General features: G+C 73.3%; 27 protein-coding genes. 6 read left to right on the plus strand and 21 right to left on the minus strand.

The genetic code is table 11. From position 1 onward, the window contains the following. The first annotated feature begins 102 nt into the window (after positions 1-102). Positions 103-519: a DUF3592 domain-containing protein gene (locus IEY98_RS14585; protein WP_189210970.1), complete on the plus strand. Its 417-nt coding sequence runs from the start codon at positions 103-105 to the stop codon at positions 517-519. A 154-nt stretch (positions 520-673) separates the two neighbouring features. On the opposite strand, the gene whiA is transcribed toward IEY98_RS14585, so the two are convergent. From whiA to rpe, 11 genes are all read right to left on the minus strand, one after another. Continuing rightward, positions 674-1,660 carry a DNA-binding protein WhiA gene (gene whiA / locus IEY98_RS14590; protein ID WP_189210971.1) on the minus strand — a complete coding sequence of 329 codons (987 nt, stop codon included), beginning with the start codon at positions 1,658-1,660 and terminating at the stop codon, positions 674-676. Positions 1,661-1,736: 76 nt separating this feature from the next. Beyond that, complete coding sequence (locus IEY98_RS14595; protein WP_189211793.1) at positions 1,737-2,681, minus strand: gluconeogenesis factor YvcK family protein; 945 nt, start codon at positions 2,679-2,681, stop codon at positions 1,737-1,739. Between the two features lie 5 nt (positions 2,682-2,686). Continuing rightward, positions 2,687-3,544 carry an RNase adapter RapZ gene (rapZ, locus tag IEY98_RS14600; protein ID WP_189211794.1) on the minus strand — a complete coding sequence of 286 codons (858 nt, stop codon included), beginning with the start codon at positions 3,542-3,544 and terminating at the stop codon, positions 2,687-2,689. A gap of 41 nt (positions 3,545-3,585) precedes the next feature. Next, positions 3,586-5,568: an excinuclease ABC subunit UvrC gene (uvrC, locus tag IEY98_RS14605; protein WP_189210972.1), complete on the minus strand. Its 1,983-nt coding sequence runs from the start codon at positions 5,566-5,568 to the stop codon at positions 3,586-3,588. A gap of 103 nt (positions 5,569-5,671) precedes the next feature. Beyond that, a complete protein-coding gene (locus tag IEY98_RS14610) occupies positions 5,672-6,142 on the minus strand; it encodes a Rieske (2Fe-2S) protein (protein ID WP_229786908.1) in 471 nt (156 codons plus the stop codon). 76 nt (positions 6,143-6,218) lie between these two features. Then, entirely contained in the window at positions 6,219-6,641 is a 423-nt protein-coding gene (locus IEY98_RS14615; protein WP_229786909.1) for a PH domain-containing protein, read from the minus strand. After that, positions 6,638-7,135 carry a 6,7-dimethyl-8-ribityllumazine synthase gene (gene ribH, locus IEY98_RS14620; protein ID WP_189210974.1) on the minus strand — a complete coding sequence of 166 codons (498 nt, stop codon included), beginning with the start codon at positions 7,133-7,135 and terminating at the stop codon, positions 6,638-6,640. Before ribH ends, IEY98_RS14615 begins: the two co-directional genes overlap by 4 nt. Beyond that, positions 7,132-8,391: a bifunctional 3,4-dihydroxy-2-butanone-4-phosphate synthase/GTP cyclohydrolase II gene (locus IEY98_RS14625; protein ID WP_189210975.1), complete on the minus strand. Its 1,260-nt coding sequence runs from the start codon at positions 8,389-8,391 to the stop codon at positions 7,132-7,134. Before IEY98_RS14625 ends, ribH begins: the two co-directional genes overlap by 4 nt. Then, a complete protein-coding gene (locus IEY98_RS14630) occupies positions 8,384-9,007 on the minus strand; it encodes a riboflavin synthase (RefSeq protein ID WP_189210976.1) in 624 nt (207 codons plus the stop codon). Before IEY98_RS14630 ends, IEY98_RS14625 begins: the two co-directional genes overlap by 8 nt. A gap of 11 nt (positions 9,008-9,018) precedes the next feature. Next, the gene (gene ribD / locus IEY98_RS14635; protein ID WP_189211796.1) at positions 9,019-10,017 is read right to left on the minus strand and encodes a bifunctional diaminohydroxyphosphoribosylaminopyrimidine deaminase/5-amino-6-(5-phosphoribosylamino)uracil reductase RibD; all 999 of its coding nucleotides are present in this window, start codon (positions 10,015-10,017) and stop codon (positions 9,019-9,021) included. Positions 10,018-10,082: 65 nt separating this feature from the next. Next, complete coding sequence (gene rpe / locus IEY98_RS14640) at positions 10,083-10,736, minus strand: ribulose-phosphate 3-epimerase (RefSeq protein ID WP_189211797.1); 654 nt, start codon at positions 10,734-10,736, stop codon at positions 10,083-10,085. A gap of 118 nt (positions 10,737-10,854) precedes the next feature. Here rpe and IEY98_RS14645 point away from each other — a divergent pair, with 118 nt between their 5' ends. From IEY98_RS14645 to IEY98_RS14655, 3 genes are read left to right on the plus strand one after another with little or no spacing between them, the layout of a single operon-like run. Then, entirely contained in the window at positions 10,855-11,499 is a 645-nt protein-coding gene (locus IEY98_RS14645) for an MOSC domain-containing protein (RefSeq protein ID WP_189210977.1), read from the plus strand. Then, positions 11,499-11,927, plus strand: a complete 429-nt coding sequence (locus IEY98_RS14650; RefSeq protein WP_189210978.1) for an NUDIX domain-containing protein — start codon at positions 11,499-11,501, stop codon at positions 11,925-11,927. The genes IEY98_RS14645 and IEY98_RS14650 overlap by 1 nt, the downstream gene beginning before the upstream one ends. Then, the gene (locus IEY98_RS14655; RefSeq protein ID WP_229786910.1) at positions 11,924-12,598 is read left to right on the plus strand and encodes a DNA alkylation repair protein; all 675 of its coding nucleotides are present in this window, start codon (positions 11,924-11,926) and stop codon (positions 12,596-12,598) included. The genes IEY98_RS14650 and IEY98_RS14655 overlap by 4 nt, the downstream gene beginning before the upstream one ends. Positions 12,599-13,617: 1,019 nt before the next feature. On the opposite strand, the gene pheT is transcribed toward IEY98_RS14655, so the two are convergent. The 6 genes from pheT to infC all read right to left on the minus strand — a co-directional run bounded on the left by pheT (position 13,618) and on the right by infC (position 19,486). Beyond that, complete coding sequence (gene pheT / locus IEY98_RS14660) at positions 13,618-16,158, minus strand: phenylalanine--tRNA ligase subunit beta (protein ID WP_189210979.1); 2,541 nt, start codon at positions 16,156-16,158, stop codon at positions 13,618-13,620. Continuing rightward, entirely contained in the window at positions 16,155-17,225 is a 1,071-nt protein-coding gene (gene pheS, locus IEY98_RS14665) for a phenylalanine--tRNA ligase subunit alpha (protein ID WP_189210980.1), read from the minus strand. Before pheS ends, pheT begins: the two co-directional genes overlap by 4 nt. 102 nt (positions 17,226-17,327) lie before the next feature. Then, positions 17,328-18,119, minus strand: coding sequence for a TrmH family RNA methyltransferase (locus IEY98_RS14670; protein ID WP_229786911.1), 792 nt, complete (start codon positions 18,117-18,119; stop codon positions 17,328-17,330). Between the two features lie 20 nt (positions 18,120-18,139). Then, positions 18,140-18,517 (minus strand): 50S ribosomal protein L20, encoded by a 378-nt coding sequence (gene rplT, locus IEY98_RS14675; RefSeq protein ID WP_189210981.1) that lies wholly within the window; start codon positions 18,515-18,517, stop codon positions 18,140-18,142. Positions 18,518-18,579: 62 nt separating this feature from the next. Then, positions 18,580-18,774: a 50S ribosomal protein L35 gene (gene rpmI / locus IEY98_RS14680; RefSeq protein WP_189210982.1), complete on the minus strand. Its 195-nt coding sequence runs from the start codon at positions 18,772-18,774 to the stop codon at positions 18,580-18,582. A 79-nt stretch (positions 18,775-18,853) separates the two neighbouring features. Beyond that, the gene (gene infC, locus IEY98_RS14685; protein WP_189211800.1) at positions 18,854-19,486 is read right to left on the minus strand and encodes a translation initiation factor IF-3; all 633 of its coding nucleotides are present in this window, start codon (positions 19,484-19,486) and stop codon (positions 18,854-18,856) included. Between the two features lie 221 nt (positions 19,487-19,707). Here infC and IEY98_RS14690 point away from each other — a divergent pair, with 221 nt between their 5' ends. Further along, positions 19,708-20,070 (plus strand): DUF1844 domain-containing protein, encoded by a 363-nt coding sequence (locus tag IEY98_RS14690; RefSeq protein WP_189210983.1) that lies wholly within the window; start codon positions 19,708-19,710, stop codon positions 20,068-20,070. Here the strand turns inward: IEY98_RS14690 and IEY98_RS14695 are convergent. Together IEY98_RS14695 and IEY98_RS14700 are read right to left on the minus strand one after the other, a co-directional pair. Then, entirely contained in the window at positions 20,051-20,728 is a 678-nt protein-coding gene (locus IEY98_RS14695) for a response regulator (RefSeq protein WP_189210984.1), read from the minus strand. The genes IEY98_RS14690 and IEY98_RS14695 overlap by 20 nt on opposite strands. Further along, positions 20,725-22,323: an ATP-binding protein gene (locus tag IEY98_RS14700; protein WP_189210985.1), complete on the minus strand. Its 1,599-nt coding sequence runs from the start codon at positions 22,321-22,323 to the stop codon at positions 20,725-20,727. The genes IEY98_RS14695 and IEY98_RS14700 overlap by 4 nt, the downstream gene beginning before the upstream one ends. Before the next feature lie 127 nt (positions 22,324-22,450). Between IEY98_RS14700 and IEY98_RS14705 the strand changes: the two genes are divergently transcribed. After that, positions 22,451-23,797 (plus strand): cation:dicarboxylate symporter family transporter, encoded by a 1,347-nt coding sequence (locus IEY98_RS14705; protein WP_229786913.1) that lies wholly within the window; start codon positions 22,451-22,453, stop codon positions 23,795-23,797. Between the two features lie 70 nt (positions 23,798-23,867). Here the strand turns inward: IEY98_RS14705 and IEY98_RS14710 are convergent, their stop codons facing one another. Both IEY98_RS14710 and IEY98_RS14715 read right to left on the minus strand, forming a co-directional pair. After that, positions 23,868-25,799, minus strand: a complete 1,932-nt coding sequence (locus IEY98_RS14710) for a YcaO-like family protein (RefSeq protein ID WP_189210987.1) — start codon at positions 25,797-25,799, stop codon at positions 23,868-23,870. Next, positions 25,789-25,983: a hypothetical protein gene (locus tag IEY98_RS14715; protein WP_189210988.1), complete on the minus strand. Its 195-nt coding sequence runs from the start codon at positions 25,981-25,983 to the stop codon at positions 25,789-25,791. The genes IEY98_RS14710 and IEY98_RS14715 overlap by 11 nt, the downstream gene beginning before the upstream one ends. Positions 25,984-26,027: the final 44 nt, after the last annotated feature.

The raw sequence follows: 26,027 nt of genomic DNA on the forward strand, positions 1-26,027 counted from the left end.
ACCTGCGCCCCGTCCGCCATACCCCAGACCGCATCGTGGACATGACCGCTCCTGTCACGGATCTCTCGCGCTCAGCGATGTCGAGGCGGAGAAGGAGGAACGGTGGGCGGAAAGCTGAAGTCCCGGGGCGGGCGGATCGTGGCGGCGCTCGTGCTGGTCGGGTCGGTCGTCGGGCTGGTGTCCGTCATCCGCTCGGCGACCGAGCAGCAGTCGTGGGCGTCAGCGCCCGGTGTCGTGCAGGAGCGGATACGGGAAGGCAAGAGCTTCTCGGTGAAGGTCGCCTACCGGCTGCCCGACGGCAGCGAGCAGGTGGCGACGCTCTCGGAGAACGGCCCCGCGCGGGAGCCGGGTGAGCAGGTGACCGTGCGCTACGACCTGGCGGACGGGAAGGTGGTCGACGCCGCGCTGGCCGACAACGACCAGGCCTTCTGGGTGGGCGGCGTCATGCTGGGCGTCCTCGTCCTCGGCGCGCTGTTCGCGAACCTGATCGTCTGGGCGCCCCGGCGTCGCGCGGACTGACGCCGAACGGAACGAAGCGGAGTCCGCCAGCCCCCACGCCGGGCGGACTCCGCTTCGTTCATCCCCCCGCGGGTGCTCCTCCCCCAAGCAGCACCCGCGCTCCCGGTAGTCAGGAGTGTGGGACGCGCCCGGGAGATACCGGTTGTGACTCAGCTCACGCGTCGACTTCGAGCATCTCCGGCGTCACGACGGACTCGGTGTCGGGGATGCCCAGGTCCTTGGCCCGCTTGTCGGCCATGGCCAGCAGCCTGCGGATGCGCCCGGCGACGGCGTCCTTGGTCATCGGCGGGTCGGCGAGCTGGCCCAGCTCCTCCAGCGACGCCTGCTTGTTCTTCAGGCGCAGCTCGCCAGCGGCGGCGAGGTGGTCGGGGGCGTCGGGGCCCAGGATCTCCATGGCCCGCTGCACGCGCGCGGCGGCGGCGACGGCGGCGCGGGCGCTGCGGCGCAGGTTCGCGTCGTCGAAGTTGGCCAGCCGGTTGGCCGTGGCCCGCACCTCGCGGCGCATCCGGCGCTCCTCCCAGGCCAGCACGCTGGAGTGCGCGCCGAGGCGGGTCAGCATCGCGCCGATGGCGTCGCCGTCGCGGACGACGACCCGGTCGGCGCCGCGGACCTCGCGGGACTTGGCCTGGATGCCCAGCCGCCGGGCCGCGCCGACGATGGCCAGCGCCGCCTCGGGGCCGGGGCAGGTGATCTCCAGCGCGGACGAGCGGCCGGGCTCGGTCAGCGAGCCGTGGGCGAGGAACGCGCCGCGCCACGCGGCCTCCGCGTCGCACAGCCCGCCCGCGACGACGGGCGCGGGCAGCCCGCGCACGGGTCGGCCGCGCGGGTCGAGCAGGCCGGTCTGGCGGGCCAGCCCGTCGCCGTCCTTGACCACGCGCACCACGTACCGGGTGCCCTTGCGCAGGCCGCCGGAGGTGATCACGTGGACGTCGGCGTGGTGGCCGTAGAGGTCGTGGATCTCCTTGCGCAGCCGCCGCGCGGCCGAGCCGGTGTCCAGTTCGGCCTCGACGACGACCCGCCCGCCGACGATGTGCAGCCCACCGGCGAAGCGCAGCAGCGACGAGACTTCCGCGCGCCTGCAACACGTCTTGGACACCGCGAGCCTGCTCAGCTCGTCCTTGACGGCAGCGGTCATCGCCACAACCGGTCTCCTCTCCCACGCGCTCCCGGCGTACATCCCACCACGGCGTGTCGGACCCGGCGTGTCGGGCCTGTCCTCAGCGGGCGCGGACGGCCGCGATGGCCCTGGCCAGGGTCGCGCCGAGCGCGGCGGGGTCGTGCCGTTCCGGGGTGGCGGCGTTGGTGACCGAGTCCAGCCACGCCCGCGCGCCGAGCGCGCCCGCCGCACGTCGGAGCCGGTCGGGGGTGGGCACGGCGTCGGCGTCGGCGACCACGGCGTCCACGCGCAGCCCGGGGGCGTGCGCGCACAGCACGTCCAGGTGCTGCTCGGGCGAGAAGCCCGCGGTTTCCCCCGCCTGGGGGACCAGGTTCAGCACGACGACCCGGGTGGCCGAGGTCTCCACGAGCGCGTCGTGGAGTTCGGGGACCAGCAGGTGCGGCAGGACGCTGGTGAACCACGACCCCGGTCCGAGGAGCACCAGGTCGGCGTCGCGGACGGCGGTGACCGCGTCCGGGCAGGCGGTGGGCAGGTCGCCGCGGCGGCGCGCGTTGCACAGCCGGATGCGGTGCACCCGGCCCGGCGTCGTGGCCACGGCGACCTGGCCGCGGATGCGCCGCACGGTCGAGGGGTCCTCGTCCAGCCCGGTCACGTCGGCCTCGATGTCCATCGGCTCGGTGCACATCGGCAGCACCCGGCCGGTGACGCCGAGCAGCCGCCCGGCCTCGGCCAGCGCCGCGACCGGGTCGCCCAGCACCTCGAGCAGCCCGGCCAGCACCAGGTTGCCGACCGCGTGCCCGGCCAGCGCGCCGGTGCCGCCGAAGCGGTGCTCGAAGACGGTCCGCCAGGCGTCCGGCCCGGCCAGCGCGGTCAGCGCCTTGCGCAGGTCGCCGGGCGGGAGCAGGCCGAGCTCGCGGCGCAGCCTGCCCGACGAGCCGCCGTCGTCGGCGACCGTGACCACCGCGGTGATGTCGTCGGTGATGGTCCGCAGCGCGCCGAGCGTGGCCTGCAGGCCGTGCCCGCCGCCCAGGGCGACCGCGCGCAGTCCCGTCACTCGCGCCCCAGGTCGCGGTGCACGACCTTGACCGCCATGCCGTCGGTGTCGCTCAGCCGACGCGCCAGTTCCTCGGAGATGGCGACGCTGCGGTGCTTGCCGCCCGTGCAGCCCACGGCCAGGGTCAGGTACCGCTTGCCCTCGCGGCGGAATCCGGCGCCGATGAGGCGCAGCAGCTCGTGGTAGCGGTCGAGGAACTCCTCGGCCCCCTCCTGGCTGAGCACGTAGTTGCGCACGTCGCCGTCGCGGCCGGTCAGCTCCTTGAGCTCGGGGATCCAGAACGGGTTCGGCAGGAAGCGCACGTCCATGACCAGGTCGGCGTCCATGGGCAGGCCGTACTTGTAGCCGAAGCTGAGCACGGTGACCCGGGTGCCGACGTCGGTCTCGGTGCCGAAGGCGTCCTCGATCTTGGCGCGCAGCTGGTGCACCGACAGCGTGGAGGTGTCCAGGATCAGGTCGGCGTCGGTGCGCAGCGGCATGAGCACCTCGCGCTCGGCGGTGATGCCGTCGATCAGCCTGCCCTCGCCCTGCATCGGGTGACCGCGGCGGACCTGCTCGAACCGGCGCACCAGGACCTCGTCGGTGGCCTCGAGGAACAGCACGCGCGGCTTGTAGCCGCGGGCGTCGAGGTCCTTGATGATCGCGTCGAGGTCGTGGGTGAACGCGCGGCTGCGCACGTCCATGACCACGGCGATGCGGGTGATCGCGCCGCGGGCCTGCGAGCCGAGCTCCACCATGGTGGCGATCAGCTCGGGCGGCAGGTTGTCGACGACGAACCAGCCCAGGTCCTCCAGGCACTTGGCCGCGGTGCTGCGGCCCGCGCCGGACAGCCCGGTGACGACGGCGACCGACATCCCCGTCCCGCCGGGGCTGGTGGCACTGACAGTCGGATCGGTCACGGCTGGTCCGCCTCCCCGGGAGTGGCTGTGGTGGTCGCGTTGGGCGGTGTCATGCCCTTCCCCTCGGTCGCGCTGTTGAGAGCAGTGTGCACGGCCTCCGCGGTGGCCTTGCCGATGCCCGGCACGCCGCTGATCTCCTCGACGCTGGCCGCGCGCAGGCGCTTCACCGAGCCGAAGTGCTTGATCAGCACCTTGCGCCGGTGCTGGCCGAGGCCCGGGATGTCGTCGAGCGCGGAGACCGTCATCCGCTTGGCGCGCTTCTGCCGGTGGTAGGCGACCGCGAAGCGGTGCGCCTCGTCGCGGACGCGTTGCAGCAGGTACAGCGCCTCGCTGGTGCGCGGCAGGATCGCCGGGTCGGGGTCGGCGGGCAGCCAGACCTCCTCCAGCCGCTTGGCCAGCCCGATCACCGCGACGTCGGTGATGCCGAGGTCGGCGAGCACGTCGGCGGCCGCGTTGGCCTGCGGGCCAGCGCCGTCGACGACGAGCAGGTTCGGCGGGTAGGCGAAGCGGCGCGGGCGGCCGGTCTCCGGGTCGATGCCCGGGGTCGGGTCCTGGCCGCCGGTCTCCCCGGCGTACCGGGCGAAGCGGCGCCGGACGACCTCGGCGATGGCGGCCACGTCGCCCTCGGTGGCGGCCTCGCGCAGCGCGAACCGGCGGTACTCGGACTTGCGCGGCAGCCCGTCCTCGAACACCACGAGCGAGGCGACGACGTCGCTTCCCTGGATGTGGCTGATGTCGATGCACTCGATGCGCAGCGGCGCGGAGTCGAGGCCGAGGTTGTCCTGCAGCTCCTGCAACGCGGCCGAGCGGGCGGTGAGGTCGCCCGCTCGGCGCAGTTTGTGCTGGGTGAACGCCTCCTTGGCGTTGCGCTCGACCGTCTCCATGAGCGCGCGCTTGTCGCCGCGCTGCGGCACCCGGAGGCCGACCTTGGCGCCGCGCAGCTCCGACAGCCAGTCGGCGAGCGCGTCGGCGTCGGCGGGCAGCTCGGGCACCAGGACCTCGCGCGGGACCGGGCTGTCGGCCTCGGCCTGGTCGGCCTGCTCGCCGTAGAACCCGACGATGAACTGCTCGACGAGGTCGGCCACCGGCCGGTCGGTGTCCTCGACCCGGTCGACGACCCAGCCGCGCTGCCCCCGCACGCGGCCGCCGCGCACGTGGAAGACCTGGACGGAGGCCTCCAGCTCGTCAAAGGCGAAGGCGACCACATCGGCGTCGGTGCCGTCGCCGAGGACCACGGCCTGCTTCTCCATCGCCCGCTTGAGCGCGGCGATGTCGTCGCGCAGGCGGGCGGCGCGCTCGAACTCCCATGCCGCCGACGCCTGGCCCATCTCCCGCTCCAGCCTGCGGATCATCGAGTCGGTCTTGCCGGAGAGGAAGTCGGCGAAGTCGGTGACGATCGCCCGGTGCCCCTCGGCGTCGACCTTGCCGACGCAGGGGGCGGAGCACTTGTCGATGTAGCCGAGCAGACAGGGCCGCCCGATCTGCCCGTGCCGCTTGAAGACGCCCGCCGAGCACGTCCGGGCGGGGAAGACGCGCAGGAGGAGGTCGAGCGTCTCCCGGATGGCCCAGGCGTGGGCGTACGGGCCGAAGTAGCGCACGCCCTTCTTGCGGGCGCCGCGGTAGACGTGCAGCCGCGGGTACTCCTCGTTGAGGGTGACGGCGAGCACGGGGTAGGACTTGTCGTCGCGGTAGCGGACGTTGAACCGCGGGTCGAACTCCTTGATCCAGTTGTACTCGAGCTGGAGCGCCTCGACCTCGGTCGTCACCACGGTCCACTCGACCGCGCCCGCCGTGGTGACCATCTGGCGGGTGCGCGGGTGCAGGGAGGCGACGTCGGCGAAGTAGGAGTTGAGCCGCGACCGCAGGCTCTTGGCCTTCCCGACGTAGATCACCCGGCCGTTGGGGTCGCGGAACTTGTAGACCCCCGGCGCGTCGGGAATGGACCCGGCGGACGGGCGATAGGTGGACGGGTCGGGCACGCGTCAACCCTACGACCCGCTACCGACAGCGCGGCGGGGCCATGCCGGAGGCGATCTCCCGGCTGGCTCCGACCCGGTCGCGGTGACCGGGTCGGAGCCGGGATCAGGCGAGGGTGACCTTGCCGCCGTCCACCTTCACCGGGATCTCCGCCAGCCCCGAGGTCGCCGGGCCCCGGGTGACGGCGCCGGAGGCGGCGTCGAAGGTGCTGCCGTGGTTGGGGCAGGTGATCGTGCCCCCCGACGGCGGGCTGACGATGGTGCCCTGGTGCGGGCAGGCCGGGTTGAACGCCTTGACCGCGTCGCCGTCGCGGACCAGCAGGATCTGGGTGTCCGGGCCGTCCACCAGCACGCCGCCGCCGTCGGGGATGTCGGCGACGGACGCCAGCGCGCCGTCGCCCTCACCGCCGCCGGTGGTGCCGCCGGTGGTGCCGCCGCCCGTCGTCGGCCCGCCCGAGGGGGCGGGCGCCTCGGTCGAGCACGCCGCCAGGGCGCCGGGGGCGAGCAGGGCGACCATCAGGCCGCACAGGACCTGCCGTCGGGGTCGGACCGTCTCGGTGGTGGGTTCTGCGGTCACGCGGGAGCCTCCTCGACACAACTGCACTCCAGGACAGGAGATACACCCACCGTTACGTGCCCGCAGGGCGGACGGTTCAGCCCACGGCCGCCTTGTGGAGCTTCCGCAGCTCGCGGATCGCGCGGACGGCCCGCTCGCGGTCGATCGACTGCACGGCCATCAGGACGATGTACTCGTCGTCGGGCAGCTCAAGCCGCGCGTACGACGCGCCGTCGGGGAAGGACACCGCGACGATCTCCGACCACGGGATGGTCTTCGCGCCGAGCATGTTGCGCACGACGACGCCGGACTCGTCCGCGCTCACCTTCGGCCACGTGAACCAGAGCGCGCCCAGCGCCAGCAGCACGCCGATGCCGACCATCGCGACCTGGTCGGACGTCTGGAAGAACACCCCCGTGGGCGTGTTCTTCAACAACACGGCCACCACCGTGAACACCGCGATGAACACCACCGCGAAGCCCGCGGCGACCCACCGCACCTTCACGGGACGGACCGTCACCGGAACCCCTGCTCCGTCCACGGCTGCCGCAGACCCCGCAGCACCAGCGCGGACTCCAACGCCGCCAGACACGCCTCGTACCCCTTGTCCTCCGCCGACCCGGGCAGTCCCGCCCGGTCGATCGCCTGCTCCTCGTTGTTCACCGTCAGCACGCCGTTGCCCACCGGGGTGGACTCGTCCAGCGACACCCTGGTGAGGCCCGCGGTCACCGCGTCGCACACGTACTCGAAGTGCGGCGTGCCGCCCCTGATCACCACGCCGAGGGCGACCACGGCGTCGTGGTGGCGGGCCAGTTCCTGGCAGACCACCGGGAGCTCGATCGCGCCGGGCACCCGCACGACGGTCGGCTCGGCGATCCCGGCCTCGTCCGCCGCCGCGAGCGCGCGCTCCAGCAGCCTGTCGGTGATCTCGGCGTGCCACCGGGTGGCCGCCACCGCCAGCTGGATGCCCTCGCAGTTCGGGACGACGGCCTCGGGCCTGCCTGCGCCACTCACGCGGTCCCCTCCCCGGAAGTCGCCTGCGTGGTGTCGAATTGTTCCAGGTTGGCCAGGTCGTGGCCCATCCGGTCCCGCTTGGTGCGCAGGTAGTGCAGGTTCTCCGGGTTGGGCCACACCGACAGCGGCACCCGGTCGACCACGGTCAGCCCGTAGCCGTCGAGGCCGACCCGCTTGGCCGGGTTGTTCGTCAGCAGCCGCATGGACCGCACGCCGAGGTCGACCAGGATCTGCGCGCCCGTGCCGTAGTCGCGCGCGTCGGCGGGCACGCCCAGGGCGAGGTTGGCGTCCACGGTGTCGGCGCCCTTGTCCTGCAGCTGGTAGGCCTGCAGCTTGTGGATCAGGCCGATGCCGCGGCCCTCGTGCCCGCGCATGTAGAGCACGATGCCCCGGCCCTCGTTGGCCACCGCCTCCAGCGCCGCGTCCAGCTGGGGGCCGCAGTCGCAGCGCAGCGAGCCGAACACGTCGCCGGTCAGGCACTCCGAGTGCACGCGGACCAGGATGTCGTTGCCGTCGCCGATCTCGCCGTAGACGAGCGCGACGTGCTCGATGCCGTCGAGCAGGCTGTCGTAGCCGACCGCGCGGAAGGTGCCGTGCGTGGTCGGGATGCGCGCCTCCGCCACCCGCACGACCTGCTTCTCCGTGCGCCGCCGGTAGGCGATCAGGTCGGCGATGGTGATGATCTCCAGCTCGTGCTCGGCCGCGAACACCTCCAGCTCGTCGCGCCGGGCCATGTCGCCGGTGTCCTTCTGGGACACGATCTCGCACAGCACGCCCGCGGGCCGCAGCCCGGCCATGCGGGCGAGGTCGACGGCTGCCTCGGTGTGCCCGGGACGGCGCAGCACGCCGCCCTCCTTGGCGCGCAGCGGCACGACGTGGCCGGGCCGGGTGAAGTCGTCCGCCGTGGACTTCTCGTCGGCGAGCAGGCGGATGGTGTGCGCGCGGTCGGTGGCCGAGATGCCGGTCGAGACGCCTTCCCTGGCGTCGACCGTCACGGTGTACGCGGTGCCGCGGCCGTCCTGGTTGGTGTGGAACATCGGCGGCAGGTTCAGCCGCTCGCAGTCGGCGTCGGTCAGCGCGACGCAGACGTAGCCGGAGGTGTAGCGGACCATGAAGGCCAGCAGCTCCGGGGTGGTCTTCGCCGCGGCGAAGATCAGGTCGCCCTCGTTCTCGCGGTCCTCGTCGTCGACGACGATCACCGGCTTGCCCTCGGCGACGGCCTCTATTGCCCGCTCGATGGCGGCGAAGTCACTCACCCGCGACCTCCTTCGCGACGGCCCCCAGGTGGGGTGAGGCCAGTCTCTCCACGTACTTGGCGATGACGTCCACTTCGAGGTTGACCTTGTCGCCGATCCCGCGGACGCCGAGCGTGGTGACGCGCAGGGTCTCCGGGATCAGGCTCACGGTGAACCAGTCGGACCCGACCTCCACGACGGTCAGCGAGACGCCGTCGACGGTGATGGAGCCCTTCTCCACGACATAACGCGCCAGCCGCTCCGGCATTCCGATCCGGACCAGTTCCCAGTGCTCGGACGGCTCGCGGGAGACGATCGTGCCCGTCCCGTCCACGTGGCCCTGCACGATGTGCCCGCCGAAGCGGGCGCCGACGGCGGCGGCCCGCTCCAGGTTGACCGGGTCGCCGTCGGCCACCTTGTCCAGGCTCGTGCGCACCAGGGTCTCGCGCATCACGTCGGCGGTGAACGTGCCGCCGTCGAGTTCCACCACGGTCAGGCAGACGCCGTTGACCGCGATCGAGTCGCCGATGCGCGCGTCCGCGGTGACCAGCGGGCCCCTGATGGTCAGCCGCGCGGCGTCGGCGAGGTCGGCCACGGCCACGACCTCGCCGCGCTCCTCCACGATCCCGGTGAACACCGGCGTCCTCCTCACTGCTCCGCGGCCGGCACGGCGCTGACGCGCACGTCCGGTCCACACATGGTGACCTGTTCCACGACCATCCGGTGGGCCTCGGTGATAGTCGACACGCCCGATGCGCCCAACGCCACAGGCCCGCCGCCCAGCAGGACGGGGGCGATGTAGGCCAGCACCCGGTCCACCGCGCCCGCCTCGGCGAACGCGCCCGCCAGGGTCGGCCCGCCCTCCAGCAGCACGTCGACGGCGCCGCGCTCGTCCAGGGCGGCCAGCACCTCGCGCGGGTCGCGGGTGCGCAGGTGCAGGGTCGGCGCGGTGTCGTCGAGGACCTTCGCCGCCGGCGGCAGGTCGCCGGTCCCGACGACCACGCGCAGGGGCTGGCGGTCCAGCAGCGCGCCGGAGGCGTCCCGCGCGGTCAGCGCCGGGTCGTCGGCGAGCACGGTGCCGCGGCCGACCACGATGGCGTCGATACGGGTGCGCAGGTCGTGGACCTCGGCGCGGGACGTCGCGGAGCTGATCCACCGGCTGGTGCCGTCGGCCGCGGCGACCCTGCCGTCGAGGGAGGCCGCGTACTTCCAGGTCACGTGCGGGCGGCCGGTCCGCTGCCGGTGCAGCCACGCGCGCAGCGCGCCCCGCTGGGCCTCCTCGGCCAGCAGCCCGCCCTCGACGCGGACGCCCGCGGCGGCCAGCACCTCCGCGCCACCCGCCGCGACCGGGTTCGGGTCGCCGACGGCGTAGACGACGCGCGCGACGCCCGCGGCCAGCAGCGCGTCCGTGCACGGCGGGGTCCGGCCGTGGTGGGCGCAGGGCTCCAGGGTGACGACGGCTGTCCCACCCTTGGCCCGCTCCCCCGCCGCGCGCAGCGCCATGACCTCGGCGTGCGGTCCGCCGGGCGGCTGGGTCCCGCCGACGCCGACGACCTGCCCGGACGCGTCCAGGACGGCGCAGCCCACCGGCGGGTTCGGGCTGGTCGTGCCGTGCACGTCCGCGGCCCGCGCCAAGGCGGCGCGCATCGCCGCGACCAGCCCGTCCTCCACGCCGATCAGTCTTTCAGGTCCCGTTGACGCCGCGCACCCGCCTAGCTGCGGTGTGCTGAGGCCCGCTCACGCAAGGCGGCGACGGCCGCGGCCGGGTCGTCGGTGTTGTAGACGGCCGAGCCCGCCACGAAGCAGTCGACGCCCGCCTCGGCGGCCTGGTCGATGGTGTCGGCGTTGATGCCGCCGTCGATCTCGATGATGACCTTGAGGTGGCCGGTGTCGACCAGGCGGCGCGCGGTGCGCACCTTGTCCAGCACGTCCGGGATGAACTTCTGCCCGCCGAAACCGGGCTCGACGGACATGATCAGCAGCGTGTCGTAGTCGCGCAGGACCTCCACCCAGGGGTCCAGCGGGGTGCCCGGCTTGAGCGACAGCCCCGCCTTGGCGCCCGCGGCGCGCAGGTCGCGGGCGACGGCGCGCGGGTCGCGCACGGCCTCGGCGTGGATGGTGACGTTGTGCGCGCCCGCCTCGGCGTACCCGACGGCCCAGCGGTCGGGGTCCTCGATCATCAGGTGGCAGTCCAGCGGGATGTCGGTCGCCTTGCGCAGCGACTCCACCACCGGCAGGCCGAGGGTGAGGTTGGGCACGAAGTGGGCGTCCATCACGTCCACGTGCAGCCAGTCCGCGCCGCGGACGGCCGCCATCTCCTCGGCGAGCCGGGCGAAGTCGGCGGACAGGATGCTGGGCGCGATCATGGGGGTGGTCGACACAAAACCGCAGCATATGCAGGGGGCTGCGGGCACGCCGCATCCGCGTGGGGCCCAGGTGAGCCAAGTCTCGGAATCCGCTGGCCGCAACGGCTAGGTTCAGGGCGTGGACTACGCGCGCGTGCTTTCCGTCAATGTGGGTGAACCCCGGCCGATCGAGGCCAGTGTGGGCGTCACGGGGATCGACAAGCGGCCTGCCGACGGCCCGGTGCCGGTGACCGTGCCCGGTCCCTCCCGGTCCGGCCTCGCGGGCGACGCCATCTGCGACGTGACCAACCACGGCGGCCCCGACCAGGCGGTCTACGCCTACGCCCGGGAGGACCTCGACACCTGGGCCGCCGAACTCGGGCGTGAGCTGCCCGCGGGCGTCTTCGGCGAGAACCTGACCACGAGCGGCGTCGACACCACGGGCGCGCTGATCGGTGAGCGCTGGCGGGTCGGCACGACGCTGCTGGAGGTGTCCTGCCCGCGCATCCCGTGCCGCACGTTCGCGGTGTGGCTGGAGCAGGAGCGCTGGCAGCACACGTTCACCCAGCGCGCGCTACCCGGCGCGTACCTGCGGGTCCTGACGCCCGGCGCCATCACCGCGGGCGACTCGATCGACATCGTGCACCGGCCGGACCACGACGTGACCATCGGCGTCGTCTTCCGCGCGCTCACACTGGAGCCGGAACTGCTGCCCCGGCTGGTCGACATCGACGCGCTGTCCGGCAAGTTCCGGGACCGCGCGCGCAAGCGGGTGAACGCCTGATGCGCAGGACGGGACCGCGCGTCGGCGCGTACGTGGTGTGCATTGTGGACGGCAAGCTGCTGCTGAGCCGCATGGTGTACGTGGGGCTGCGGTGGATGCTGCCCGGCGGCGGCATCGAGCACGGTGAGGACCCGGTCGACGCCGCCGTGCGCGAGGTGTTCGAGGAGACCGGGTACACGGTGGAGATCGAGGACCTGCTCGGCCTGCACACGTACGTGCGGACCGAGGGCAGGGAGAGCCACCACGCGCTGCGGGTCGTCTACACGGGCCGGATCACCGGGGGCGAGCTGACGCACGAGGTGGGCGGCAGCTCGGACATGGCGGCGTGGTTCCCCCTGGAGGAGGTCGGCGGCCTGGAGCGGGCGAGCCTGGTCGACCTGGCCCTGGGAATGCTCGACTCGCCCCCGAGGACGGGCCGCATCGCGTGACGTTCACCGACGCCGCCCGCGTCGGCCTGGCCGCGGCCGCCGACCCCGTCAGGGCGGTCGAGATGCGCCGGTACATGAAATCGGCGATGCCGATGCACGGCGTCCCGAAACCGACGCGGGCGGCGTTGGTGCGGAACCTGGTGGCGGAGCACCCATTCACTGATCGTCCTGAGTGGATAGCCGCAACCTGCGACCTATGGCGCGCGGCCCAGTTCCGCGAGGAGCGTTACCTAGCCCTGGACCTGATCGGCCACCCCCGCTACGCGCACTGGCAGGCCCCAGATCTGCTGCCGGTGTACGAGGAGTTCATCACCACGGGCGCCTGGTGGGACTTCGTGGACGAGATCGCCACCCACAGACTCAACGACCTCCTCCACCGCTACCGCACCGAGATGACCCCACCGATGCGCGCTTGGGCGACGTCCCCGGACAAGTGGAAACGCCGCGCGTCGGTGCTGTGCCAGCTGGGCCACAAGGCCGACACGGACGTGGACCTGCTCGCCCACGCGATCGAGGCGAACGCCACCGACCCGGACTTCTTCCTCCGCAAGGCAATCGGCTGGGCACTGCGGCAGTACAGCCGGACAGACCCCGAGTGGGTGCGGGCATTCGTGGACTCCCACCCAGCCCTGTCCCCACTCTCGCGGCGGGAGGCCGTCAAACACCTCTAAGGCCTGTGGACAACTTTCTCGGGCGCCGCTCGGATTCCGGCAACCTGGACCAAGAAGCCCCGATCCGCAGGGCATCCCCAGCTCCGGAGGTCGCCATGTCCACCCTCACCACCTACCCCTTCACCACCCGCCCCCGCACCATCCCGCGCTCCAGCACTGTGGACAGCGCGATCGCCAGCACCCGCCCCCGCTCCACCCTCCGCCGCGCTACCCGCGCACGCACTCGCCAACCCCGCCAAGCCCGCCCCCACGCGACCCGACCTTGCGTCACCCGATCCCAACCAGCCCGCCCCAGCACCACCCGCCCCAGGCGACCCTTTCCCGCGCAGCCCAACCCTATGGCGATCAACCCGAAGCAGCCCGGACCTGCGTCATTCCACCCCACGCAGTCCGTCCCGGCGCCGCTCGCACTCACGCAGTCCCTCCCGGCACCGCTCGGCACTCACGCAGCCCTACCCCGCACCGCTCGCACTCACGCAGTCCTACCCCGCACCGTCCAACCTCACGCAGCTCGACCCGGCACCGTCCAACCTCACTCAGCCCGATTCTGCGCCGCCCAACCCGACCCAGCCCGACTCCAAGCCGCTCAACCTCACCCAGCCCTACCCACCACCATCCGACCCCACACAGCCCTACCCCAAGCCGCTCAACCTCACGCAGCTCGACCCCGCACCGTCCGACCCCACGCAGCTCAACCTCGCGTGGCCCAACCCGTCGCCGTCCAATTCCGCGTCGCCCAACCGACCGAGTTCCCCGCTCAACGACGTCCCCACAACATCCGGCGCATCCAGGTTCACCGACACCGCCACCCTCGCCGCCATCGAACCTGCGCTCGTCCGCATCCGCCAAGCCCCACCGCCATCAGTTGGCGTCCGGTGCTCTCGTGGGGCAGCGCGGCGTGCAGGCCTATGCGCCAGCGTGACCGTTTCCGCCAAGCCTTGTGGGTTCGCGCCTCACCGGGGCCACCGCCGCATGGGATCGGGCGGTGGCCACCGGGTGGAGGCTTGGTCGGGACTGGGTCAGGCGCGCAGGACCGCGCCGAAGCGCTCGGTGGCGGTGGCGACGGCGGTGTCTCGGGCGGCGGTGGCCTCTTCGACGGTCAGGGTGCGGTCGGGGGCGCGGAAGCGCAGCGCGTACGCCAGCGACCGTTTGCCCTCGCCCACCTGCTCACCCGTGTACACGTCGAACAGGGACAGGTCCTCCAGCAGATCGCCGCCGCCCGCGCGCAGGGCGTCGGCCACCTCGGCGACCGGGACGTCCGTGGGGACGACCAGGGCGACGTCCAGCAGGACCGGCGGGTACGGCGAGACCAGCGGGACCGGGCGGGACTCCACCAGCGGCAGCGCGTCGAGGTCCAGCTCCATCGCGCACGTCCGCGCGGGCAGCCCGAGGGCCTCGACGACCTTCGGGTGGAGTTCGCCCGCGTGGCCGACGGGGAAGCCGCCGACGCGCAGTTCGGCGCAGCGGCCGGGGTGCCAGGGCAGCAGGTCCGACTTGTGGACGGTCAGCTCCACGCCCGCCGCGGCGGCGACGGTGCGGGCGGACTGGATCGCGTCGGCCCAGCTCGCCGGTTCGCCTGCGCCCCACCAGCCCGCGCGGGTGCGGTTGCCCGCGAGGACCGCGGCCACGTGGACCGGCTGGTTCGGCAGGGCGGCAGCGAGCATGCGCAGCTCGTCGTCGCCCGGGCGGGCGGTCACGGCGACGTCCGGCATCGGCGCCGACTGGTGGCGCGGGAGCACCACCTGTCCGATGTGGAACAGCGCCACGTCGCGCGCGCCTCGGGAGACGTTGCGGGTCAGGGTGTCCAGGAGGCCGGGCAGCAGGGTGGTCGCCAGCGCGTGGCGGTCGGCCTCCAGCGGGTTCAGCACCGACAGTGTCCGCCGTCGGGAGTCGTCGGCGGGCAGGCCGAACGCGTCGAACACCGCGGGGTCGATGAACGGGAACGGCAGCACCTCGACGTACCCGTGCTCGGCCAGCGCCCGCCCGACGGCGCGCTTGCGCCGCTGCGCCGGGGTCAGGCCGCGGCCGGGCGGGGCCGAGGGCAGCTCGGTGGGGATGGTGTCGTAGCCCTGCAGCCGCAGGACCTCCTCCACCAGGTCCGCCGGCTGGAGCAGGTCGGCGCGCCAGGACGGCGGGTAGGCCGTCACCGTGGGCGTGCCGTCCGCGTCGGCCCCGACGTCGACGGTGCAGCCGATCTGCTGCAGCCGGGTCACCGTGACGCCACGCGCGTAGCGGATGCCCGCGACGCGGTCGGGCAGGTCCATCGCCATGACCACGGGCTCGGGCATGGTCGGGTTGCCCACGTCGGTGCGGCCGGGCTGGACGCGGCCCTCGCCGTACTCGCGCAGCAGCCGGGCCGCGCGCTCCAGGGCCGACGGCGGCAGCGCCGGGTCGACGCTGCGCTCGAAGCGCTTGGACGCCTCGCTGGGCAGCTTGTGCCGCCGCACGGCCCTGGCGATCGACGCCGGGTCCCAGATCGCGGCCTCCAGCAGGATGTCCGTGCTCTCCGGGGAGATCTCGGTCGAGGCGCCGCCCATGACGCCCGCCAGCGAGATCGGCCCGGTCTCGTCGCAGACGACGATGTCGTCCGGGTCGAGGGTGCGGGTGACGTCGTCGAGGGTCACCAGCTTCTCCCCCGGCCGCGCGCGGCGGACGGTGAAGGCGCCCGACACCTTCGTGGTGTCGAAGGCGTGCATCGGCTGGCCGGTCTCCAGCATGACGTAGTTCGTCACGTCGACGGCCAGCGAGATCGAGCGGATGCCCGCGAGCGCCAGGCGGCCGCGGATGAACCACGGCGTCGGCGCGGTCGGGTCGATGCCGCTGATGCGGCGCAGCGCGAACCGGGAGCAGCCGTCCGGGTCCTCGATGGTCACCGGGACGCTCTCGCCCTCGGCGGGCGGGACCTCGACCGCTGCCGGGTCGATGACCCGCAGGTCCAGCGCGCACGCCAGCTCGCGGGCCAGGCCGCGCACCGAGAAGCAGTAGCCCATGTCCGGGGTCGGGGCGACCTCGATGACGGTGTCGGTGAGGCCGAGCAGCTCCACCGCGTCGTCACCGGGGGCGGCCTCGCCGCTGGGCAGCACGAGGATGCCGCTGTGGTCGTCGCCGAGGCCCAGCTCGCTGAGCGAGCAGATCATGCCGTTGCTGATCCGCCCGTACGTCTTGCGCGAGGTGATCGCGAAGCCGCCGGGCAGCACCGCGCCCGGCAGCGCGACCACGACCAGGTCGCCCTCGACGAAGTTCGTGGCGCCGCAGATCACCTGCGTGGTCGCGGGCGCGTGCGGGTCGACCGGGTCGGGGTGGTCGTCGAGCGGGTCGGTGATCAGCGGGTCGCCGATCTCGACAGTGCAGAAGCGGATCGGCTTCTTGAAGCCGGTCAGCTCCTCGATCTCGGCCACCCGGCCGACGACCAGCGGCCCGGTCACCGGGCCGAGCGGGGTCAGCTGCTCGACCTCGATGCCGATGCGGGTGAACGCCTCGGCTACCTGGTCCGGCGTGAGGTCCTTGGTGTCGTCGTTCAGTTCGAGCTGCTGGACGAGCCAGCTCACCGGGAGCCTCACTGCGCCTCCGTGCCGAAGGGAAGGGTGAACCGGACGTCGCCCTCGACCATGTCGCGCATGTCCGGGATGCCGTTGCGGAACTGCAGGGTCCGCTCGATGCCCATGCCGAAGGCGAAGCCGGAGTACGTGTCCGGGTCGACGCCGCAGGCGCGCAGGACGTTGGGGTGCACCATGCCGCAGCCGCCCCACTCGACCCAGCCCGCGCCGCCCTTCTTCTCCGGGAACCACACGTCCAGCTCGGCGGACGGCTCGGTGAACGGGAAGAACGACGGGCGCAGCCGCACCCGCGACTCCGCGCCGAACATCGCCTTGGCGAAGGCGTCCAAAGTGCCCTTGAGGTGGGCCATGGTCAGCCCCTTGTCGATGGCGAGACCCTCGACCTGGGAGAACACCGGCGTGTGCGTGGCGTCCAGCTCGTCGGTGCGGTACGTGCGGCCCGGGCACACCACGTACACCGGCAGCTCGCGGTCGAGCAGCGAGCGGATCTGCACGGGGGAGGTGTGCGTGCGCAGCACCATGCCGCTGTTCTCCGGCGCGACGTAGAACGTGTCCTGCATGCTGCGCGCGGGGTGGTCCTTCTTGAAGTTGAGGGCGTCGAAGTTGAACCACTCGCCCTCCAGCTCCGGGCCCTCGGCCACCTCGTAGCCCATGCCCACGAACACGTCGGCGATGCGGTCGGACAGCGTGGTGATCGGGTGCCGGGCGCCGCGGGGGACGCGGTCCCACGGCAGGGTGACGTCCACGCCCTCCTCGCGCAGCACGCGCTCGTCGCGCTCGGCCTGCAGGCGGGCGCGGCGCTCGTCGAAGGCGGCCTTGATGGCGGCCTGCGCCTCGTTGACCCGCTTGCCCGCCTCGGACCGCGCCTGCGGCGGCAGCGCGCCGATCTCGCGGCGGGCCAGCAGCAGCGGGGAGCGGTCGCCGAGGTGCGCTGGCTTGACCGCGGCCAGCGCGTCGAGGTCGGCGGCGGCGGCGAACTCCGCGCGCGCCTTGTCCACGGCGGCCTGGAGGGTCTGCGGCGACAGCGCCGCGACCTCCTTCGGGTCGTACGGGTCGTTGGCTCCGGACATGGTTGGCAGACAGCTCCCGTTGGTGGCCATTGCGCACACCCGAGCGCCGGGTGAGCAGCCCGATCCTAAGTGATCGCACCGGCCCGCCCGCAGCGAGTTACCTCATCGGGTGGGTCGGCGCTGGGCTCTTGCGGTTTCATAAAGGCACAGCGCGGCCGCGGTTGCCAGGTTGAGGCTCTCGGCGGCGCCGTAGAGGGGGATGCGCAGGGCGTTGTCGCACGCGTCCAGGGTCGCCTGGTCGAGTCCGCGCGCCTCGTTGCCGAAGACCCACGCGGTGGGCTCGGTCAGCTCGACGGCGTGGATGTCGTGCTCGGCGTGGCCGTGGGCGGCGATCAGGCGCAGGCCCGCGGCGCGGCAGGCGGCCAGGGCGGCGGTGACGTCGCGGCTGCGCGCGATCGGCAGGTGGAAGACGCTGCCGGTGGACGCGCGCACGCACTTGCCGTTGTGCGGGTCGACGGTGTCGCCCGCGAACACCACGGCGTCGGCGCCCGCGGCGTCGGCGGCCCGGGTGACGGTGCCCGCGTTGCCGGGGTCGGCGATGCCGACCAGCACCGCGACCAGGGCGGGAGAGCCCGCGAGCGCGGTCTCCAGCGGCTTGTCGAGCAGGTCGCACACGGCGACCACGCCCTGCGGGGTGACCGTCTCGGACAGACCGGCCGCGGCCTTGTCGGTGACCTCCGACACGCGCGCGAACGCCTCGTCGGCGGCGCGCAGCAGGTCGGGGTGCCTGGCGGCGGCCTCGGCCGTGACGAACACCTCGTGCACGCGGCCGTAGGCGAGGGCCTCGCGCACGGCCTGCGCGCCCTCGGCGAGGAAGCGGCCCGCCTTCTCCCGGCCCGCCCTGCGGGTCAGGGCCCGGGCGGCGGCGACCCGGGGCGTGCGTTCGGTGCACACCCCGGGTCGCGGCGCGGTGCTCAGGAAGCGGCCTTGCCCTGGGCGTCGGCGTTGGCCTTCGCCACGTCGACCAGCGCGGTGAACGCGGCCGGGTCGCTGACGGCGAGCTCGGCGAGGATCTTGCGGTCGACCTCGACGCCTGCGATCTTCAGGCCCTGGATGAACCGGTTGTAGGTCATGCCGTTCTGGCGGGCGGCGGCGTTGATCCGCTGGATCCACAGCTGCCGGAAGTCGCCCTTGCGCGCGCGGCGGTCGCGGTAGGCGTAGTTGAGCGAGTGGAGCACCTGCTCCTTGGCCTTGCGGTACAGCCGCGATCGCTGGCCGCGGTAGCCGCTGGCCAGCTCCAGGGTGGTGCGGCGCTTCTTCTGGGCGTTGACCGCCCGCTTCACGCGTGCCACGGTGGTTGTCCTGTCGATCTAGCGGGCGGGGGTGTCCGCCCTGGTGGGCATGTGCGGAGGGGTCAGCGGCCGAGCAGCCGGTTGACGCGGGAGACGTCCGGCTTGGCGACCTCGGTGGTGCCCGAGAGGTCGCGGGTCTCCTTGCTCGACTTCTTCTCGAGCCGGTGGCGCAGGCCGGTCTGCTGCCTGCGCAGCTTGCCCGAGCCGGTGATCCGCACCCGCTTGGCGGTCCCCTTGTGGGTCTTCATCTTGGGCATGTTCGATCCTCGGTTCACGCCGCCCGCGCCCTGCTCGGGTGCGGGCGGCATCGGGGTGGACAGTCGGGGGTGTCCCCGCTCACTCCGTGGCGGAGCCGTCGGCCACCGTCTCGGTGGCCTGGGTGGTCTCGACCTGGGCGTCGTCGGCGTCGGCTGCCTCGCCGTCGCGGCGGCCCGCCGGGCCCTTCGGCTTCGGCTTCACGTTCTTGTGCGGGGCCAGCACCATGATCATGTTGCGGCCGTCCTGCTTCGCCGAGGACTCCACGAAGCCCAGCTCGCGCACGTCCTCGGCGAGCCGCTGGAGCAGCCGGAAGCCCAGCTCGGGCCGGGACTGCTCGCGCCCGCGGAACATGATGGTGACCTTGACCTTGTTCCCGCCCTCGAGGAAGCGAACGACGTTGCGCTTCTTGGTCTCGTAGTCGTGGGAATCGATCTTCGGCCGGAGCTTCTGCTCCTTGATGACCGTGAGCACCTGGTTCCGCCGCGACTCGCGGGCCTTCTGCGCGCTCTCGTACTTGAACTTGCCAAAGTCCATGAGCTTGCAGACCGGCGGGCGAGCCTGGGGTGCGACCTCGACGAGATCAAGGTCCGCTTCCTGCGCCAGGCGGAGCGCGTCCTCGATGCGCACGATCCCGACCTGTTCGCCGTTGGGTCCGACCAGGCGGACTTCCGGCACGCGGATGCGGTCGTTGATGCGTGTCTCCGTGCTGATGGGGCCTCCTCGGTATGGCTAGTGCGCGCGACCGGCGCGGCGAGGCCCCACTGCGTCGAGCCCCGTCGCCGAGATGGCGCGGGGCCCGCTTCCGACCGAATACAGCCCACGTGAGGGGCTGACCGGACCCGGCCACCTGGGGTGACTCGGGTGGGAGCGGGGGCTCCACTTTGCCGCCCCCGCCGTACGGGGGCTGGTCGCACGTGGAATGGTAGCAGACCGTGAACGACACCCCTGACGTCCACCGGTCCGCCGATGAGGACAACGCCCGCGACCTCGCCGAGATTCCCAGCGTCGAGGTGATCAGCCGGGCCGCGGTCATGCTCATGTCGGCCGCGGCCGAGCGGCTGGGCCTGTCCTCGGCCGACCCGTCGACCAGCCCGCACCGCGACCTGGACGAGGCGCGGCGGCTCATCACCGCGCTGGCGGGCCTGGTGACCGCGTCCGTCGAGTACCTGGGCCCGCACGCGGGCCCGGTGCGCGACGGCCTCCAGTCGCTGCAGAAGGCCTTCCGCGAGGAGTCCGCGTTCCCGGACGAGCCCGGTCAGGGCCCGGGCGAGAAGTTCACCGGCCCGGTGTACTGAGCCGGTAGAGCACCTCGGGGCGGCCGACGGCGCCGTAGCGGGGCTGGCGGGCGGCCAGGCCGTGGTCGGCCAGGTACTCCAGGTACCGCCGCGCGGTGACCCGGGAGACGCCGACGGCCTCGGCCGCCCCGCCCGCCGACAGCTCGCCCGCCGCGCGCACGGCGGCCACGACCGCGTCCAGCGTCTCGGCGCTCATGCCCTTGGGCAGGGTGCTGAGGTCGGTGCTGCGCAGCGCGCCGAACGCCTCGTCCACTTCGGACTGCCCGAGGGCGGAGCCGTCGGCGAGCCTGCTGCGGTAGCGGGCGTAGCCGTCGAGCTTGTCGCGCAGCCCGGCGAAGGTGAACGGCTTGAGCAGGTACTGCACCACCCCGACCGACACGGCGGACCGGACGACGGCGAGGTCGCGGGCGGAGGTCACGGCGATCACGTCGGCCGTGCCGCCCGCGGCGCGCAGCGCGCGGACGACGTCGAGGCCGTGCGTGTCGGGCAGGTAGAAGTCCAGCAGGACGAGGTCGACGGGCGTGGTCTCCAGGAACCGCAGGGCGTCGCGCCCGGAGTGCACGACGCCCGCGACGGCGAAGCCGGGCACGCGCTCGACGTAGGTCCGGTGCGCCTCGGCGGCGACCTGGTTGTCCTCCACGACCAGCACGGTGATCACGGGCGGGCTCCCAGCGGCAGGCGGACGGTGAAGACCGCGCCGACGTCGGTGGACACCGACACGGCGCCCCGGCAGCGGCGCACGGCCTGGCCGACGAGGGCCAGCCCGATGCCGCGGCCGTCGTCCTTCGTGGACCAGCCCCTGCGGAAGGCGGCGTCGACGGCGTCGGGCGGCAGGCCGGGCCCGGTGTCGGACACGCTCAGCACCAGGTCGCCGTCCTCCCTGGCCACGCGCACCCGCACGCGGGGCCGACGCGCTCCGATCGGGTCGACGGCGTCGACCGAGGCGTCTATCGCGTTGTCGATGAGGTTGCCGAGGATCGTCACGAGGTCGCGGGCGGTCACCGGGCCGTCGTCGCCGAGCGGGATCGCCGCGTCGGCGTCGATCACCAGCTCGACGCCCCGCTCCCCCGCCTCCGCGGCCTTGCCCAGCAGCAGCGCGGCCAGGATCGGCTCGGAGACCGCGGCGACGACCTGGTCGGTGAGCCGCTGGGCCAGGGCCAGCTCGCCGGTGGCGAACTCGATCGCCTCCTCGGCGCGCCCCAGCTCGACCAGGGACACGACGGTGTGCAGGCGGTTGGCGGCCTCGTGCGCCTGCGCCCGCAGCGACTCGGTGAAGCCCCGGACTGTGTCGAGTTCGCCGGTGAGCGCCTGCAGGTCCGTGCGATCGCGCAGGGTGACGACGGTGCCCAGCGGGCGGCCGTCGACGCGGACTGTCGAGGAGTTGACGACGAGCACGCGGGTGTCGGTGAGGTGCAGCTCGTCGCGCATCTCCGTGCCGTCGAGCAGGTGTCCGACCAGCTCGTCCGGCAGGCCCAGCTCGTCGACGCGCTTGCCCTCGGCGTCGTCGGGCAGGTCGAGCAGGGCGCGGACGCCGTCGTTGCAGAGGGTGACGCGGTGGTCCTGGTCGACCAGGATCAGGCCCTCGCGGACGGCGTGCAGGATCGACTCGTGGTAGCCGATCATCCGGCCCAGTTCGGCCGGGGCGAGCCCGCCGGTCTGCCTGCGCAGCCTGCGGCTGACCAGGTAGCTGCCCGCGGCGCCGACGAGCAGCGCGACCGCGGCCACCACGAGCAGGCCCAGCACGCGGTCGGCGACCATGTCGCTGATGGCCTCCAGCGTGATGCCCGCCGCGACGAGGGCGACGACCCGCCGGTCCGGCCCGAACACCGGGACGACGGCGCGCACGGACGGGCCCAGCGTGCCGGTGTAGGTCTCGGTGAAGGCCTGCCCGGCCAGGGCGGGCGCGGTGTTGCCGAGGAACTTCCCGCCGATGCGGTCCGGGTTCGGGTGGGTGAAGCGGGTGCCGTCCGGGGCCATGATCGTGATGAAGTCGATCCCGGTGTCGGCCAGCACGGCCTCGGTGTAGGGCTGCAGGACGCGCGAGGGGTCCTCCCCGGAGACGGCCTCGACCACCATCGGCGCGTCGGCGATGGCGCGGGCCAGCGCGGTGACGGTAGCCGCGCTGGAGTCCTCCGCCCGCTCGGCCACGTCGACCCAGGCCAGCGCCGCGCCCCCGGCCACGATGAGCGCCACGATCACGCCCTGCAGGACGAGCAGCTGGCGGGCCAGGCTCCACGGCCTCCGCTGGTTCATGCGCGCCAGTGTGGCCGCCGCGGGACCGGGCCGCCCCGCCCGGTTCCGTGTACGCAATGAACACAATCGTGACCGGCGCCACATCCGCCGCCAGGGTCTTGGCCATCACCAGACCCTGGAGGCACCCGTGTCAGGCCCCCGCCGCGACCGCACGCACTGGCTCTACCTCGCCGTCATCGCCGCCGTAGTGCTCGGCGTCGGCGTCGGCCTCATCGCGCCCGACCTCGCCAAGGACCTCAAGCCGCTGGGCACCGGGTTCGTCGACCTGATCAAGATGATGATCAGCCCGATCATCTTCTGCACCATCGTGCTGGGCATCGGCTCGGTGACCAAGGCGGCCAGCGTCGGCCGGGTCGGCGGGCTGGCCCTGGGCTACTTCCTGGTGATGTCGACCGTCGCGCTGGTGATCGGCCTGGTCGTCGGCAACCTGCTGCACCCCGGCGACGGCCTGCGGCTGACCGATGAGGTCGCGGCGACGGGCGCGTCCCAGGTCAAGGAGTCGGAGTCCACGACGGAGTTCATCCTCGGGATCATCCCGTCGACGCTGCTGTCGTCGCTGACCGAGGGCGAGGTGCTGCAGGCCCTGCTGGTGGCGCTGCTGGTCGGGTTCGCGCTGCAGCGCATGGGGCCCGCGGGCGAGCCGGTCCTGCGCGGCATCGGGCACCTGCAGAAGCTCGTGTTCCGCGTGCTGGCGATGATCATGTGGCTGGCGCCGGTCGGCGCGTTCGGCGCGATCGCCGCGGTGGTCGGCGAGACCGGCATCGACGCGGTCAAGAGCCTCGCGGTGATCATGCTCGGCTTCTACGCGACCTGCCTGGTGTTCGTCGTGGCCGTGCTGGGCACGATGCTGTGGCTGGTGGCGCGGGTCAACCTGTTCTCCCTGCTGCGCTACCTGGGCCGGGAGTTCCTGCTGATCCTGTCGACGTCGTCGTCGGAGGTGGCGCTGCCCCGGCTGATCGCGAAGATGGAGCACCTGGGCGTGAGCAGGCCGGTCGTGGGCATCACCGTGCCGACCGGGTACTCGTTCAACCTCGACGGCACCGCGATCTACCTGACGATGGCGACGCTGTTCGTGGCCAACGCGACGGGCGCGCCGCTCTCGGCGGGCGAGCAGATCTCCCTGCTGGTGTTCATGATCATCGCGTCGAAGGGCGCCGCGGGCGTGACCGGCGCTGGCCTGGCGACGCTGGCGGGCGGCCTGCAGTCCCACCGCCCCGACCTCGTCGACGGCGTCGGCCTGATCGTGGGCATCGACCGGTTCATGTCCGAGGCGCGGGCGCTGACCAACTTCGCGGGCAACGCCGTGGCCACGGTCCTGATCGGCACCTGGACCAAGGGCTTCGACCGGGCGCGCGCGCAGGCGGTCCTCTCCGGCGGCGCGCCCTTCGACGAGACCGCGATGACCGACGATCACGGCACCTCCGCGCAACCGGAACGCCACCTGGCCGGAACCTCGGCGACCGCCGCTCGTTGAGCAGACCGAACCGCCCGCGTCCCGATGCCCCCGGGACCACGGGCGGTTCGGTGTTTCCGGGATTCGGCCGCTACCAGATCGGGTGGACCGGCCTGCGGTGGGCGGGCAGGAGGCGCGGGCGCAGCCTCGGCACCGCCACCCGGTCGTTGCCGAAGCCGTAGGACAGCGGCTGCAGGCCCGCGCTCACCGCCCGGACGACCCGGAACGGGCCGGTGGCGACGTCGGCGCTGGTCACGTCGACCAGCGCCACCCGGATGCCCGTGGCGCCCAGGACGCCCGCGAGGTCGTCGGCTGATGCGGGGGCGCCGGTCTCCGGGAGGTCGCCGAGGCGGGTGGTGCCGCCGCAGCGGAGGCGGTCGAAGGCGACGACGCGGTCGGGGCGGAAGTAGTAGGCGGCGTGGTCGAGCATGCCGCGCACGTCCTCCGGTCGCGCCGGGACCGGGTGCGCCCTCTCCCGCAGCAGCATCGTCAGGTGCGGGGCGCTCTGGGCGAGTTCGAGGATGGCCTGGCGCACTGCCTCCCTCGGGTCGCGCGCGGAACCGAGGCCGATGGCGATGCCGGGCAGGCGCTTGCCGTCGCCGAGGGCGAGCGCGGCGGCGGTGGCGCCGTAGGTGCTGGTGGGCAGCAGGTGCACCTCGACGGTGTGGCCCTCGTCGGTGAGCGCGTCCACGGCGTCGGCCAGGTCGGCGTCCAGCGTGTCGTCCAGGTCGATGTACCGGCCGCGGGCGCCGGTGAGCCATGCGGCGAGCATCGCGTCGCGCTCCACGAGTTCCAGCACGGCGGACACGGCGGCGGACTCCGCGTCCGGTCCGGCGGCGAGGCCGTTGGAGGTGCCCTGGCAGATCAGGTGCTCCGGGAGCAGGGCGAGCCGGAGGTAGGCCAGGACGGCGGGCACCCACACGGGCCTGCCGTCGTCGAGCCACGTGCCGCGCACCCACGGGTGGTCGACGCGGTGGTCGAAGGGGACGAACGCGGTGCGCGCGTACTGCTGGGGCTCATACAGCGGCAGGTCGCGGGGGTCGAGGACATCGCCGTCGAGGTCGGCCGGTCGGGCCCAGCGCAGGCGTGCGGGGTCGGGCAGGCTCGCCGCGTACCGCTCGATCGCCTCGCCGACGGCGGAGCGGATGGCCGTGGCCTCGTCCATGCCCTTGCCCCAGCCGATCGGCAGCGGGTGCGGGTGGCCGTCCTCGTCGACCCGGTGCGGCGGCGCGGCCGTGGCGACGTACGGCCCGCCGGGCAGCGGCTGGCGCACCGTGAGCCACGGGATGACGCCGGTCAGCGGGTCGACCCAGCCCGCGAGCGCCTCGACGAGTTCGGCGGGGTCGTCGGTGTCGGGCAGCGAGACGGTGCCGATGCCGTCCGCGCCGCCGCAGACCGCGCAGTCGGGCAGCGGGATCACCCGGTGCCACAGCACCTTGCCCGCCCGCACCTCGGCGACGTGGCCGCGCAGCTGGTCGGGGTCGCGCAGCAGCGCCACGACCGGGTCGTCGATCACCTCGTGCGCCACGACGGCGGTCGGGTCGTCCACGCCTGCGATGAGCGCCGCGGAGACCCGGGTGGTCGCGTCGATGAGCGCGCCGTCCACCCGCGTCGTGGCCTCGCCGTCCGGGCCGAGCAGCCCGCTCGTCCCGACCCACGCCGTGGTCTCGCCGTCGATCACCTCGGCGTCGACGCGGGTCGTGGGCTCGTCGTGGTCGGTGGCCGCGGCCGCGGCTATCCGGCGGAGCCGGGCGCACTCGCCGCAGCAGGGACGCCCCGGTTCGGCCAGCGGGCCGACGTAGACCGTGTCGCCGTCCAACTCGACGATGACCGAGGGCAGCCGCGCCTGCCGCGCCCACCGGCTGGCGTCCACCCGGCTCCCGGCGACCACCGACACGGCGAGCCGGGCCCCGGCCGTCGGCCCATGGCCGACGACGACGCGCGGGCCGAGCGCCGAGCGCAGGCGCGCCGACAGCCCGGCCGGGGTCGGCCGGGCGCTGCGGGCGCGGGGGTCACTCGGCACGAATCGCGATCTCCCGTGCCGCGTTGCCCCGCGCCCGCCCGACGAGCCGAAACTCGGCGGGGGCGGTGATGCCCTTGCGGACGTCCCAGAACCCCGGCCGGTCGTCGCCGCGCAGGGACAGCGTCGCCGCGGTGGCGCGGTGGACCTTGGCGACCTGCGCTCGCAGGTGTCGCGGGGTGGGCATGGCGGGGCCTCCTCGTGGTCTTCGTACACAGAGGAGCACCGCGG

Origin of the sequence: Actinokineospora fastidiosa, from assembly GCF_014648415.1 — a bacterium.
Lineage (GTDB): Bacteria > Actinomycetota > Actinomycetes > Mycobacteriales > Pseudonocardiaceae > Actinokineospora > Actinokineospora fastidiosa.

Coding starts and splice junctions, on each gene's coding strand:
- rapZ (WP_189211794.1), bottom strand. CDS start 3,544: ATGTCGGTCGCCGTCGTCACCGGGCTGTCCGGCGCGGGCCGCAGCACC.
- IEY98_RS14700 (WP_189210985.1), bottom strand. CDS start 22,323: ATGAACCAGCGGAGGCCGTGGAGCCTGGCCCGCCAGCTGCTCGTCCTG.
- IEY98_RS14650 (WP_189210978.1), top strand. CDS start 11,499: ATGCGCAGGACGGGACCGCGCGTCGGCGCGTACGTGGTGTGCATTGTG.
- IEY98_RS14715 (WP_189210988.1), bottom strand. CDS start 25,983: ATGCCCACCCCGCGACACCTGCGAGCGCAGGTCGCCAAGGTCCACCGC.
- rpmI (WP_189210982.1), bottom strand. CDS start 18,774: ATGCCCAAGATGAAGACCCACAAGGGGACCGCCAAGCGGGTGCGGATC.
- rpe (WP_189211797.1), bottom strand. CDS start 10,736: ATGATCGCGCCCAGCATCCTGTCCGCCGACTTCGCCCGGCTCGCCGAG.
- ribD (WP_189211796.1), bottom strand. CDS start 10,017: ATGCGCGCCGCCTTGGCGCGGGCCGCGGACGTGCACGGCACGACCAGC.
- pheS (WP_189210980.1), bottom strand. CDS start 17,225: ATGTCCGGAGCCAACGACCCGTACGACCCGAAGGAGGTCGCGGCGCTG.